Genomic DNA, 13,365 nt, shown 5'->3' with positions numbered 1-13,365 from the left:
GGTCCGTTCGTCCGTGTGGCAACGATGTCATATGGGTCCATGCATTCCTTCCGCCAAGGGAGTGTCTTTGAAAACGTTGTTCCGCCGACCGAAACGGTTCCTGCTCATCGGGGCGGCCGTCCTGCTGGGCACCGCCGCGCTCAACATCCCGGACTCCCTTGCCGGCACCGCCGCCCGGGACGGCGCCTCGACCGTCATGCCGGCCAACGACGCGGCCCGCGGGCTCGTCTACGACGGCTTCCGGGCCGGCACCGGCCGCTGCAAGGGCATGATGGAGGTCAAGAGCATCCCCGGTGCCTGCACCCACGGCCCGGACGCCACCTTTCCGGGCATGACCGTGTCCGAGTCCGTCGCGCCGCTGCCGGCGAACCTCGCGGCCGCCGGGACGGCCGCAGCCGCCGTCGTCTGTGACGGCGACGGGCAGAGCGGTAACCGGGTCCAGGTGCTCTACGTGCGCGGCTCCGGCAACGCCGACCGCTACAACCAGTACCTGGCCTCGATCCGCACCTGGACGCAGGGCGTCGACGACATCTACAGCGCCAGCGCCGCGCAGACCGGCGGCACCCGGCACATCCGGTTCGTCACCGACAGCGGCTGCAACATCGCGGTCACGAACGTGTCGATCGCCAACAGTGCGCTGAGCGACTTCGGCAACTCAGTGAACGCGCTGAAGAACGCGGGCTACAACCGCACCGACCGCAAGTACCTGATGTACGTGGACGCGACCGCGCTGTGTGGCGTCGCGTACGTGACGCTCGATGACCAGCCCGGGCAGAACAACGCCAACAACTCGGGCGCGAGCTACAGCCGGGTCGACTCCGGCTGCTGGTCGCCCGGCCCGGCCGCGCACGAACTGACGCACGCCATGGGCGCGGTGATGAGCTCGTCGCCGAACCACACGGCGTACGGCCACTGCACCGACGACTACGACATCATGTGTTACAACGACGGGCCCGGCACCTCCGTCCGGATCGTCTGCGCCGACCAGGCCCAGGACAACCGCCTGGACTGCAACAAGAACGACTACTTCAACACCAACCCGCCGGCCGGCTCCTACCTCGCCACCCACTGGAACGTCGCGAACAACCGGTTCCTGATCAACGGCGGCAACGGCGGCGGTGGCACCAGGACCGGCCCGCTGACCATGGTCGGCGTCGGCAAGTGCGTCGACGTCAACGCGGCCGGCACCGCCAACGGCACCAGGATCCAGATCTGGTCCTGCAACGGCGGCGCCGCCCAGCAGTGGACGGTGCAGGGCGACGGCTCGATCCGGGCCGTCGGCAAGTGCCTCGACGTGGCTTCGGGCGGCACCGCCAACGCCACCAAGCTCCAGCTGTGGGACTGCAACGGCACCGGCGCCCAGCAGTGGACCTACGACACGGCCCGGCAGACGCTGCGCAACCCGCAGTCCGGCCGCTGCCTGGACGACAACGCCGGCAGCACCACCGACGGCACCCAGCTGCAGATCTGGGACTGCAACGGCTCCAACGCGCAGCGGGTGACCCTGCCCGCCTGATCCGGCGATCCGGCGGCCCGGTGCACTACCTGCCGGGCCGCCGGTCTCCGCTGCCCCAGTAGTACGGCCCGGTCGAACGGACCTTGATGCGCCAGCCGAGCCGGTCGAGCCGCTGTTCGAGGTCCTCGGGCCGATGCGGAACCTTGACGATCCGGTAGGCCGTCCCGTCGGTGAGCCGGCGTTGAATCACCGGGGAATCCTCGCCCTCGATGAGTTCCTCGGCCGTGCGGTGCGTGTCGTCGACGAAGAACACCCGTCCGTCCGGCTCCAGACAGTCGGCCACCAGCGACCAGAACGACGCGAACCGTTCGGCCGGGACGTGTGACAGCCAGAACCCGAAGAACACGACGTCGTAGCGGCGCTCCGGCCGCCACTCGAACACGTCGCCGGTCATGAACCGCGCCGGCTGCGGGCCGACCCGGGCCGCGGCGATGCGGAGCATCTCGGCCGAGGCATCCACGGCCGTGACGTCGGCGGCGTGCCGCAGCAGCTGGGGCGTCCAGGTGCCGGGACCGCAGGCGAGTTCGAGCACGCTGCCGGTCGGCCGGAAGGCGTCCAGCGCCTCGGACAGCTCGTCACCGCCGGGGAACGGCAGCGCGTGGTCGTCGTACTCGCCCGCTACCGCCCGGTAGAACGAGGCCTGCTCGTCCAGCAACGCCGCCAGCCGTTCACCGTCACCCATCCATCGACTATCCCGCAGGATCGGTAGGCCTGGCCAGACCCGGTCCGGTCCGACGAGGTGGCGCCGGGCGATGGGACTGACCACGGTGCCGTTGTTCGTCGTGGCGCTGTTCGGCGCGGTGCGCTTCAGCCAGGGATCAAGGTCGACCGTGCGGCGCCGTCGAGCGGGGTGAAGTCATAGGCGTCGTCGCCGTCGGGGGTCATCACGTAGGCGCAGTACCGGCCGGTGGGGACGGGTGGGGCGGCCGTTGCGCTGTGGCGCGTGATGTAGGTCCACGCGGTGTCGACCAGGCGGACGCAGGCGATGCCGTGGGCCTCGGCGAACTCGAGGGCGCCGCTCTGGAAGCCGGTGGCGGCCACCACCACGCCCTTCTGGGCGCCCGTGGACTGGAGCTTGGCGAGCAGGACCTGCACGTCGGACCGTTTGACTGGGTCCTTGTGGCGCTTGCACTCGAACAGGATCAGGAAATCCATGCCGGCCAGCCGGAAGCGGGCCGTGACGTCCATGACGTAGGTCCCGTCCAGCCGTTACCTTTCAGCGGGCAAATGTGAGCACACGATCGGTAGCCGTCCGTTGCCGGGCGGCGTTGACCCAGGAGGGTCTAGACGCTTCGCGGCCCGCTGCCCCGCCTGCGGGTGCAGGTCTTACGGGTCCTACGTAGGCTCCACGTCCTGTTTTAGCGTCGCCCGGCAACTCCAGGTCGACGTGCCGCACGAGGGCGGCGAGATTGCGTGCTGCGTTGACGTCGCGGTCTAGGGACATCCCGCACGTGGTGCAGTCGAAGGTGCGCTCGGCCAGCGACAGCTTGGGTTTCACCGTCTGGCAGCCTGAGCAGGTCTTGGAGCTGGGGTACCACCGGTCGGCCACGTGCAGCGTGCTGCCGTACCAGCCGGTCTTGTAGCCGAGGTGCCGGCGCAGCGTCGCCGGGGCGGCGTCGGTCAGGGACCGGGCCAGCTTGCGGTTGCGGACCATCCCGGCCACATGCAGATTCTCGACCACAATCGTGTCGAACTGTTGAGCCAGTCGGGTGGTGAGCTGGTGCCACGAGTCGGCCCGCACGGCGGCAACCGTGGCGTGCAGCTTCGCGACCCGCTCCTGCGCCCTGTGCCACCGGTTCGACGCGGTTCGTTTGCGCTTGGTAGCTGGGTCGAACGGGCCGATCCGCCGAGAGGCCCGGCGTTGCGCCTTGCCCAGCTTCTTCAGGGCGGCCTTGAACGGAGCCGGGTTCGGCACCAGTTCGCCGGTGGAAAGCACCGCAAGATGCTTGATCCCGGCGTCCACGCCGACGACCCGCCCAGTCCTGGGTGCGTGCGCCGGACGACCGACGGTGCGACGGACGGCGACCTGGAATGAGCAGAACCAGCGGCCGGCGGTTTCGGAGACGGTCGCGGACAGGATCTGCGCAGTACCTGCCTGTACCCGGCGGGCCAGTTTGCGGGTGGACTCGCAGGCGCGGATGCGTCCCAGCCGGGGCAGCACCACATGCCGGTAGTCCGGGTCGACGCGGATCGCGCCGGTGGTGAACCGGGCGGACCGGTGGGCGTGCTTCTTCTTGGGGCGGGGCCAGCCCATCCGGCGCCCCTTGCGGGCACCGGTACGCGACGCGTGCCAGTTTCCCAGGGCGGCGGACAGGTTCGCCAGGCCGGTGTTGAACGCCTCCTTGGAGCACTCCGCCCACCACGGCGCCACCCAATGCTTGATCTCGTTCCAGGTCCGGCGCAGGTCCGGCAGAGACCAGCCTTGCCACGGCGTCAGGTCCGCCTCGGCCACCCCGTAGCTGGCCTCGGCGGCGCGCTGCGCTTTCACTGCGCAGACCCGGCGCAGCATGTGGTTGTACGCGAACCGGGCCGCGCCGGTGTTCCGCCGCAGCCCGCCCACCTGCGTGACAGTCGGATCGAGAGCAAACTTGTACGCCTGCACCGTCCAACCGGCGGGCGGCTCGTACCGCTTCACGGCAGGTCTCCCGCGTCTGCGGTGGCGGCGGCGACGGCTCGGCTTGCCCGGTTCGCCGCAGCTCGCCGGCCGTACAGCCGTGCGCAGAGACTCGTCAGGATCTCCGTCACGTCGCGGACCAGGTCGTCGTCGACTTCGGCGGGGTCGGCAACGAGCAGCCGGCGGCCCTGCGCCGTGAGCGCGGCCTCAACGTACTCAGCGCCGAAACGGACGAACCGGTCGCGGTGCTCGACCACGATCGTCGACACGGCCGGGTCGCGTAGCAACGCGAGGAACTTCTTGCGCCGGCCGTTGAGTGCGGACCCGACCTCGGTCACCACGCGGGAGACGACCATGTTCTGCCCGGTGGCCCAGGCGGTGACCCGGGCCACCTGACGGTCCAGGTCGTCGCGCTGGTCGGCCGACGACACCCGGGCATACACCACGACCTGCCCCTGCGGGGCGGCGTCGGCCACATCCACCATGATCGTGCCGGACGGGAGTCGCCGAGCGGGCACCGGCATGGTCCCCTCACGGAACCAGCGATACGCGGTCTGTGGGTGCACACCGTTACGCCGTGCCCACTCGGCAAGCTTAATCCATTGATACTAACACTCACGGATACATACGGATGCTCACGAACTAGTGAACTGTAGTCAGCCCCGTCGGCGGCGGGCCCGCCACCCGATCACGGATAGGTGAGCTCCGGCTGGCCGGCCGTGTCGGGCATGCTCCAGAGCAGGTCGGCAAGGTGCGCGGGGTCGACCGAGGGGATGCCGGGGACGGGTTCGCCGGCGGCCTCGGCCGCCCGCAGCCGCGCGTGGAACGGCGTGTGCTCGATCGCGGCACCGATGTAGAGCCCGCCGACGAAGACGCCCCGGCCGGCGACCGCGGCGTGCAGTGCCTGCAGGTAGTTGCGCTGCGCGGCCAGGATGACGCCGCCGGCGATGTGCGGATTGCCGTGCACGGCGCTGGCTCCCTGCGCGCTCAGGATCGCGCCGCTGCCCCGGGTGAGCATGGCCGGCAGGAACTCGCCCGTCAGTGCGAGCAGCGTGGAGAGACCGAGCGGCAGGAGGTCCAGCGCGTGCCGCGGGGTCAGCTCGAGCACCGGGATGAATCCGTTGGCGGAGGCGCCGTAGTAGAGCACGTCCGGGTCGCCGACCGCGGCGCGGATGCGTCCGGCCAGTTCCGGGACGGCGCCGGTGTCGGCGAGGTCGGCGACGATCACGTGCGCTCGCGCCCCGGCGCCGGTCAGCTGGGCGGCGAGCTGGTCGAGCGGCTCCTGGCGGCGGGCCACGAGGGCGACGGCGTAGCCCTCGCGCGCATACCGGTGGGCGACGGCTTGACCCAGGCCCGGGCCGGCCCCGAGCACGGCAATCGACTTGGACACGGCGACTCCCTCACGACGGCTGGCGGATAACTTGACGCTAGGGTCAAGTTGACGGTGCCGTCAAGTTGCTATCGTGAGGTGCGTGAACTCCAGCACGTCGGGGGTGCCCCTGCGGGCCGACGCCGCCCGCAACGTCACCCAGATCCGCGCCGCCGCCATCGCCGCGTTCCGTGGACGCGGACTGGGCACGCCACTGGAGGAGATCGCCGCGGCGGCCGGGGTCAGCAAGGCCACCGTGTACAACCGCTTCGGCGGGCGGGACGGGCTCATCGACGCCGTGATCGGCGAGCTCGTCGCCGCCGAGATGTACGCGATCATGGACCGGGCCGGCCGGGTCGACGCCCCGTGGCAGGCCATCGCCACCTACGTCGGCGACCGGCGTGACCTGCAGTACCGCGAACCCGCCTTCACCGACGCGCTGCTGATGCTCTACCCGAACTCCGCGCAGCTCGTCGCGCTCGCGACGGCCGCCACGGACATGACCGAACGGCTGCTGCGGCGGGGCCACGACGCGGGCGTGCTCCGTGAGGACTTCACCGCCGGCGACCTGTACTACGCCGACGTCGCCAACGGGCTCGCCCTCCGCGCGCTGCGGGCACCCTCGCGCGAGGACTACGACCGCCGGACCCGCTTCTTCATCGACGGCCTGCGCCCGCGCTAGCCGGCGCCCTTCCGAAAATCTCAACACGTGTTTATATTGCTCCGAGACGGGCGTGCTGAGCTGCCCGAACGGCCCCGCCATGCGGCCGTTCGGGCGCCGGACGTCGGACCGATCGAGGAGTTCGCCATGAGTGATGACCTGAAGGTGTTCATGCCGTCCCGCCCGCTGGAGCCGGGTGACCGGTACGGCCTGCTGAGCGGCTTCGACCCGGGGACCCGGACCCTGCCGGCGGGCTTTCAGATCGCGCCGCCGTTCCGGCCGATCCCGGTCGACATCGTGCTGGAGAAGGACGTGCCGGTGGTCCTGCGCGACGGCGTGACGATCCACGTCGACGTGCTGCGCCCCGCCGGGACGCAGCCGGTGCCGGTCATCGTGGCGTGGAGCCCGTACGGCAAGGGCCAGGGCACCTCCACCAGCGTGATGGGCGTGTTCGGGCTGGTCGGGCTGGACAACGGGATCGTCTCCGGGCTGGCGAAGTTCGAGGGCCCGGACCCGGCGTACTGGTGCGCGCGGGGCTACGGGATCTGCAACCCCGACGTGCGCGGCGTGGCCGACTCCGAGGGCGACAGCGTCCTGTGGGACCGTCAGGAGGGCCTGGACTGCTACGACCTGATCGAGTGGCTGGCCGGGCAGGAGTGGTGCACCGGCAAGGTCGCGATGAGCGGGACGTCCTATCTCGCGGTGTCGCAGTGGTTCACCGCGGCCGAGCAGCCGCCGCACCTGGCCGCGATCAACCCGTGGGAGGGCGTCAGCGACGTGTACCGCGACCTGGTGCTGCGCGGCGGGATGCCGGACACCGGGTTCGCCCGCCAGCTGCGGGACTTCAGCTTCTGGGGGCTCGGGCGCAAGGAGGACATCGTCGCGGAGGCCGAGCGGTACCCGTTGATGAACGACCTGTGGCAGCACAAGATCCCGGACTTCGACCGGATCACGGTGCCGGCCTACGTGGTGGCCAGCTACTCCAACACCCTGCACACCGCCGGGACGTTCCGCGCCTGGCGGCGGATGGCTTCGGCGGAGAAGTGGCTGCGGGTGCACAACACCCAGGAGTGGCCGGACTACTACGACGAGGCCAACGTCGAGGACCTGCGCCGGTTCTTCGACCACTACCTCAAGGGCGAGGACAACGGCTGGGAGCGCACGCCGCGCGTCCGGTACAGCCTGCTGGACCTTCGCGGTGGTGACCGGGTCGGCGTCGCCGCGGGCGAGTTCCCGCCGGCCGACGTCACCCCGACGAGGTACTACCTCGACGGCCGCTCGCGCGCCCTGACCACGACGGCGCCGGCGGACGCGGTGCCGGCCGCCTACGACGTCGGCGCGAACCCGGATCTGGTCTCCTTCGTGGTCCGGTTCGACCAGGAGACCGTCCTCGTCGGCTACCCGAAGGCCCACCTGTGGGTCGAGGCCCGCGGCGCCGACGACATGGACCTGTTCGTCCTGCTCCAGAAGCTCGACGCGCACGGCACCCCGCTGCAGGCGTTCACCACCCCCAACCAGGGCCCGATGGTGCAGGACCTCACCGAGCGCGGCGCCACGATCCTGCGGTACAAGGGATCCGACGGGCGGCTGCGGGTCTCGCTGCGCCACCTCGACGAGACACTGTCGACCGCCGACGTGCCGGCGCACAGCTTCGACCGGGTCGAGAAGCTCGCCCCCGGCGGGATCGTCGACGTGGAGATCGACCTGCTGCCGGTCGGGCTCGTCTTCCACCCCGGCGAGCAGCTCCGCCTCGTCGTCAGCGGCCGGAACCTGCTCGGGACGATGATGCCGAGGCTGGTCGAGTACACCCCGGCCAACAGCGGGCAGCACGTCATCCACACCGGTGGCGCGCACGCCTCCTACCTGCGGCTGCCGGTCCAGGCACGGTAGTCGCAGCGACCGGTGAGGAGCGTGACGGTGTGCGTGGCGCACGCACTTCGTGTGGCCGGAGGGCCTCCCGCACCACGTCGAGGCGCATGACGTCAGGCTGCCCGGCGAGGCCGGCGCCGTCGCCGCCTGGGGCGCGGCGCCCACCGGCGGCAACCCGGCCGCCCTGGACGGCGCCGCCCCGCTGCGGCCGTTCCTGTTCCACCGCACGCCGGGCGGTCTGGAGCCGATCTGGCTCGGCGAGGTGTAAGCCGGCGGCAACGGGTAGGCCCTTCGGCGAACGTGGCGAACCAGAGGCCGTGCCCGTTGAACGGAGGACGTGCTCATGACTGCTGTCGCGGCGAAACGAAGGTTCTGGGTCGAGGACGGATCGAGCGTGACCTCGGCCCGCGGCGTGGAGGTGCTCGACACGCCGTTGCTGAACAAGAACACGGCGTTCACCCGGCAGGAACGCGCGGAGCTGGGCCTGGAGGGGCTGCTGCCGGCGGCGGTGCAGACCCTGGAGGACCGGGTCAGGCGGGTGTACGAGCAGTACCACGAGCAGCCGACCGACCTGCTGAAGAACGTCTTCCTGGCGATGCTGCAGGACAACGACGAGGTGCTGTTCTACCGGCTGCTGACCGAGCACCTGCGCGAGATGCTGCCGGTCGTCTACGACCCGACGGTCGGTGAGGCGATCAAGCGGTACAGCCACGAATACCGCCGCCCGCGCGGGGTGTACCTGTCGATCGCCGAGCCCGACCGGATCGAGGCGGCGTTTCAGGACCTGGGGCTGGGCGCCGGTGACGTGGACCTGATCGTCGCCTCCGACGCCGAGGAGATCCTGGGCATCGGCGACTGGGGCGCCGGCGGGATCGGCATCGCCGTCGGCAAGCTCGCCGTCTACACCGCCGCCGCCGGGATCGACCCGGGCCGGGTGATTCCGGTGTCGCTGGACGTCGGCACCAACAACGAGGCGCTGCTCAACGACCCGGACTACGTCGGCAACCGGCACTCCCGTGTCCGGGGGCAGCGCTACGACGACTTCATCGACGCATACGTGCGGACCGCGACGAAACTGTTCCCCGGCGCGCTGCTGCACTGGGAGGACTTCGGCCCGAGCAACGGCCGGCGGATCCTGGAGCGGTACCGCGACCGGATCTGCACCTTCAACGACGACATGCAGGGCACCGGCGCGATCGTGCTCGCCGCGACCCTCAGCGCCGTCCGGGTGGCCGGCACCCGGATGCGCGACCAGCGGATCGTGATCTTCGGCGCCGGCACCGCCGGGGTCGGGATCGCCGACCAGCTGCGCGACGCGATGGTCCGCGACGGCCTCGAGCGGGGCGACGCCACCCGCCGGATCTGGTGCGTCGACCGGCAGGGCCTGCTCACCGACGACATGACCGCCCTGCGGGACTTCCAGAACCCCTACGCCCGGCCCACCGCGGAGGCCAGGGAATGGGCCGGCACCGGCGGGATCGGGCTCGCCGAGGTCGTCGCCAACGCGCAGCCGACCATGCTCATCGGCACCTCGACCGTGCACCGCGCGTTCACCGAGGCGATCGTGAAGGAGATGGCCCGGCACGTCGACCGGCCGATCATCTTCCCGCTGTCCAACCCGACCGAGCGCATCGAGGCGATGCCCAGCGACCTGATCGCGTGGACCGGCGGCCGGGGGCTCATCAGCACCGGCATTCCCGTGCCACCCGTGACGTACGAGGGCGTCACGTATGCGATCGGCCAGGCCAACAACGCCCTGCTGTACCCGGGGCTGGGCCTCGGCGCGGTGGTGGCCCGGGCGAAGCGGATCAGCGACGGGATGTTCGCCGCGGCCGCCGAAGCGGTGGCCGGCCTGGTCTCCGTGAGCACCCCGGGCGCGTCGCTGCTGCCACAGGTGGAGAACCTCCGGCAGGTGTCGGCGACCGTCGCCGTCGCCGTCGCGAAGCAGGCCGCCGCGGAGCACCTCGCCCAGGCCCCGCTCAAGGACCCGGTCCAGCAGGTCCAGGACGCGATGTGGCAGCCGGAGTACCGCCCGGTCCGGGCCGGGTGACGCGCATGGCCACCGTCCACGACATCCCCATCGGCCTGGCCGCCACCGGCACCCGCCGCGAGTTCGACAGCCTCGGCGACGTCGACGTGCCCGCCGGGCGCTACTGGGGCGCCCAGACCCAGCGCAGCCTCGAACACTTCAACATCGGCGACGACCGGATGCCGAAGGAGGTGTACCACGCCTACGGCATCGTGAAGAAGGCAGCGGCCGTCGTCAACACCGGCGCCGGCCGGCTGCCCGCGTGGAAGGGACGCCTGATCCAGCGGGTGTGCGACGAGGTCGCCAGCGGGGCCCTGGACGAGGAGTTCCCGCTCTACGTCTGGCAGACCGGCTCGGGGACGCAGTCCAACATGAACGTCAACGAGGTCATCTCCAACCGCTGCATCCAACTGGTCGCCGGGACGCTCGGCTCGCAGCGGCCGGTGCACCCCAACGACCACGTCAACATGGGGCAGTCGAGCAACGACACGTTCCCCACGGCCATGCACATCGCCGCGTACACGATGACGACCCACCGGACCATCCCGGCCCTGAAGCGGCTGCGTGACGCGCTCGCGCAGCACGCCCGGACGTGGGACGACGTGGTCAAGATCGGCCGGACCCACCTGGAGGACGCCACCCCGCTGACCGTCGGCCAGGAGTGGTCCGGCTACCACGCCGCCCTCGACGACGCGATCGCCGAGGTCGAGCACGCCACCGACGGGCTGCTGCAACTGGCCGTCGGCGGCACCGCGGTCGGGACCGGGCTCAACGCCCCCACCGGCTTCGGCGCGCAGGTCGCCCGGGAGATCGCCGCGATGACCGGCGCCCCCTTCCAGGCCGCACCGAACCCGTTCGCCGCGCAGGGCACCCTCGACCGGATGGTGCGCGCACACGGCGCGCTCAAGTCCCTCGCGGTGACCCTGTTCAAGATTGCCAACGACCTGCGCTGGCTGGGCTCCGGCCCCCGGACCGGCCTGCACGAGCTGCTGCTGCCGGCCAACGAGCCGGGCTCCTCGATCATGCCGGGAAAGGTCAACCCGACCCAGGCCGAGGCCATGCTCATGGTGGCCATCCAGGTCATCGCCTCGGACGTGGCCGTCACCATGGGCGGCGCCGAGGGCAACTTCGAGCTCAACGCCTTCCGCCCGATCCTGATCGACAACTACCTGCACTCGGCGCGGATCCTGGCCGACATGTCCGAGCACTTCCGCTCCTACATGGTCGAGGGCGCCGCACTGAACGAGCCGCAGCTGGCGTCCAATGTGGAACGCTCGGTGATGATGGTGACCGCGCTGTCACCGCTCATCGGCTACGACAAGGCCGCGGTCATCTCGCACCACGCCATCGCCCACGACCTGACCCTCAAGCAGGCCGCCCTCGCCAACGGCGTCAGCGAGGAGCTCTTCGACCGGGTCGTCGACCCCCTCGCCCTCACCCACGGCGGCTGAGTCCGTGCAGACGACCGCCCCGGCTCCGCGCGGGAGCCGGGGCGGTCACGGTTGCGGTCAGCGCCACGCCTGGTGCGTGGTCACGCCGCCGGCGTTGCAGTCGTACTGGACGAGCTTGGCGAGTGCCAGGATGCTGCCGTCGCGGACGGTCAGGCACTTCCAGCTGTTGCGGTTGACGAAGTGGTAGTAGCCCGGCACCGTGGTGATCTCGATCTGGAACCACCACTGGTTCGTGTCGCCGTGACAGGTGTACTGCTGGACGACCGCGTTGTTGGACTTGCTGCGGTCCCGCACGTCGAGGCACTTGCCGCTGTTGTAGTTGCGGATCAGGTAGAATCCCTCGTCGCCGACCGGCTCCAGGTTGAACAGCTGCGCCGTGGAGCCGTTGCACGGGGACTGCTGCAGCTGCAGCTTGTTGCTGGTGCCCCAGTTGGGGACGTCCATGCACTGCCCGCTGTGCGCCACGTCCCAGGAGCTCCACACCGGTGCCTGCGCGGCCTGCGCCGCCGCGACCGGCGTGATGGCCAGCCCGGCCCCGAGGACCAGCGCCAGCAGGACCCGGCGAACGATCGTGATCACTTCTCGTACCCACCTTCGGTTGTGCGCCGCCGCTCTGGCGGTGCACCGAGGAGGGTTCAGGACGGCCCTGAAACGGCGCTGAAACGATAGTCCGGCAGGTCGATGTCGGTGCTGCGGTCCTCGGCCGTCTTGAGCATCATGGCCATGAGCGGCGGCCGGTTGAGCAGCCAGTTGCGCATCCGGGCCGCCGTCGCGGTCCGCGGCGCGAAGAACCGGCCGGTGGTGTCGCCGCCCTTCTGGCAGCGCCGGGCGAAGTCGGCCAGCAGCCGCTCGTAGCGGGGGAACGCGACCGTGTGGTCGCCACCGGCGGCGGCCAGCTCGCCGGCGAGGACGTAGGCCGCGACCACCGCGGTGCCGGTGCCCATGCCGCCGATCGTGGCCCCGGCGGCGGCGTCGCCGATCAGCGCGATCCGGCCACGTGACCACGACGGGACGTCGACCCGGCAGATCGCGTCGAAGTAGAGGTCCGTCGCCCCGTCCAGCGCGGCGAGGAGCCGCGGCACCTCCCAGCCCATCCCGGTGAACCGCGCGCGGATGATGTCGCGCTGCTGGTCCTGGTCGTGCCGGTCGTAGTCGATGCGGGGCGCGGCGAACACCACGAAGGCGCCGGCCCTGGACGGGTCGCGGTGGTCGCCGCCGACGCTGGCCATCCGGCCGGGCGCGGTGAACAGCACCGAGTGCCGGTCGAGGCCCAGGTCGTTGGGCAGCCCCCAGGTCGCCACGTAGTAGCCGAGGTGCCGCACGAAGCGCACCTGCGGGCCGAACATCAGCCGGCGCACGGCCGAGTGCACCCCGTCGGCGCCGACGACCAAGTCGAAGGTGCGACGCGTGCCGCTGGCGAAGGTGACGTCCACGCCGCGGGCGGTGTCGGACATGGCCGCGATGCTGTCGCCGAACAGGTATTCGGTGGTGTCGCGGCTGCGCTCGTGCAGGACCCGGGCCAGGTCGAAGCGGGGCACCTCGATGTCGCCGCCGGCGAAGTGGGCCGGCAGCTCCATCAGCCGGCGGCCGGCGGCGTCGACGAACCGCATCGCGGTGCCGCCGGTCTGCACCGCGCGCAGGTCGTCGAGCACGCCCATCCGCTCCAGCACGCCGAGGTGGGTCCGGCCGCGGAAGTCGACCCGGTTGCCGCCGGCGCGCAGGGCCGGGGCGATCTCGACGACGGTCGGCCGGAAGCCGTGCCGCCCCAGCCAGTACGCCAGGGCCGGCCCCGCGATGCTGGCACCGGAGATCAGGACGGTCTTCATGGCTCACTCCTCCAAACAGTGTCCGACGGA

The 13,365-nt window shown here is 70.9% G+C and carries 13 protein-coding genes; 6 read left to right on the top strand and 7 right to left on the bottom strand.

Features of this window, described 5'->3' with window-relative positions; genetic code table 11:
• Positions 1-67: 67 nt before the first annotated feature.
• Positions 68-1,516, top strand: coding sequence for an RICIN domain-containing protein (locus tag ACFPIJ_RS14705; protein WP_380115405.1), 1,449 nt, complete (start codon positions 68-70; stop codon positions 1,514-1,516).
• A gap of 25 nt (positions 1,517-1,541) precedes the next feature.
• Here the strand turns inward: ACFPIJ_RS14705 and ACFPIJ_RS14700 are convergent, their stop codons facing one another.
• The 5 genes from ACFPIJ_RS14700 to ACFPIJ_RS14680 form a co-directional block, all read right to left on the bottom strand.
• Positions 1,542-2,198, bottom strand: a complete 657-nt coding sequence (locus tag ACFPIJ_RS14700; RefSeq protein ID WP_380115403.1) for a class I SAM-dependent methyltransferase — start codon at positions 2,196-2,198, stop codon at positions 1,542-1,544.
• A 125-nt stretch (positions 2,199-2,323) separates the two neighbouring features.
• Complete coding sequence (locus ACFPIJ_RS14695; protein WP_380115402.1) at positions 2,324-2,704, bottom strand: restriction endonuclease; 381 nt, start codon at positions 2,702-2,704, stop codon at positions 2,324-2,326.
• Between the two features lie 28 nt (positions 2,705-2,732).
• Entirely contained in the window at positions 2,733-4,151 is a 1,419-nt protein-coding gene (tnpB, locus tag ACFPIJ_RS14690) for an IS607 family element RNA-guided endonuclease TnpB (RefSeq protein WP_380115400.1), read from the bottom strand.
• On the bottom strand, positions 4,148-4,729 hold the full coding sequence (locus ACFPIJ_RS14685; protein WP_380115459.1) for an IS607 family transposase: 582 nt from the start codon (positions 4,727-4,729) through the stop codon (positions 4,148-4,150). The genes tnpB and ACFPIJ_RS14685 overlap by 4 nt, the downstream gene beginning before the upstream one ends.
• Positions 4,730-4,818: 89 nt before the next feature.
• Positions 4,819-5,520 carry an SDR family NAD(P)-dependent oxidoreductase gene (locus tag ACFPIJ_RS14680; RefSeq protein WP_380115398.1) on the bottom strand — a complete coding sequence of 234 codons (702 nt, stop codon included), beginning with the start codon at positions 5,518-5,520 and terminating at the stop codon, positions 4,819-4,821.
• An 82-nt stretch (positions 5,521-5,602) separates the two neighbouring features.
• Between ACFPIJ_RS14680 and ACFPIJ_RS14675 the strand changes: the two genes are divergently transcribed.
• The 5 genes from ACFPIJ_RS14675 to ACFPIJ_RS14655 all read left to right on the top strand — a co-directional run bounded on the left by ACFPIJ_RS14675 (position 5,603) and on the right by ACFPIJ_RS14655 (position 11,509).
• Positions 5,603-6,181, top strand: a complete 579-nt coding sequence (locus tag ACFPIJ_RS14675; protein WP_380115397.1) for a TetR/AcrR family transcriptional regulator — start codon at positions 5,603-5,605, stop codon at positions 6,179-6,181.
• Positions 6,182-6,307: 126 nt separating this feature from the next.
• Positions 6,308-8,050, top strand: coding sequence for a CocE/NonD family hydrolase (locus ACFPIJ_RS14670; RefSeq protein WP_380115396.1), 1,743 nt, complete (start codon positions 6,308-6,310; stop codon positions 8,048-8,050).
• A 49-nt stretch (positions 8,051-8,099) separates the two neighbouring features.
• Entirely contained in the window at positions 8,100-8,297 is a 198-nt protein-coding gene (locus tag ACFPIJ_RS14665) for a hypothetical protein (protein WP_380115395.1), read from the top strand.
• A gap of 75 nt (positions 8,298-8,372) precedes the next feature.
• The gene (locus tag ACFPIJ_RS14660; protein WP_380115393.1) at positions 8,373-10,079 is read left to right on the top strand and encodes an NAD-dependent malic enzyme; all 1,707 of its coding nucleotides are present in this window, start codon (positions 8,373-8,375) and stop codon (positions 10,077-10,079) included.
• Between the two features lie 5 nt (positions 10,080-10,084).
• Positions 10,085-11,509, top strand: a complete 1,425-nt coding sequence (locus ACFPIJ_RS14655; protein WP_380115392.1) for a class II fumarate hydratase — start codon at positions 10,085-10,087, stop codon at positions 11,507-11,509.
• A 57-nt stretch (positions 11,510-11,566) separates the two neighbouring features.
• Here ACFPIJ_RS14655 and ACFPIJ_RS14650 read toward each other — a convergent pair whose 3' ends face one another.
• Positions 11,567-12,088, bottom strand: a complete 522-nt coding sequence (locus ACFPIJ_RS14650; protein ID WP_380115391.1) for an RICIN domain-containing protein — start codon at positions 12,086-12,088, stop codon at positions 11,567-11,569.
• A gap of 56 nt (positions 12,089-12,144) precedes the next feature.
• Positions 12,145-13,335, bottom strand: a complete 1,191-nt coding sequence (locus tag ACFPIJ_RS14645) for an FAD-dependent monooxygenase (RefSeq protein ID WP_380115389.1) — start codon at positions 13,333-13,335, stop codon at positions 12,145-12,147.
• Positions 13,336-13,365: the final 30 nt, after the last annotated feature.

The organism is Dactylosporangium cerinum (assembly GCF_042653625.1).
GTDB lineage: Bacteria > Actinomycetota > Actinomycetes > Mycobacteriales > Micromonosporaceae > Dactylosporangium > Dactylosporangium cerinum.
Note: the sequence above shows the minus strand (reverse complement) of the source record. Positions and strands in the feature narration are given on the sequence as shown.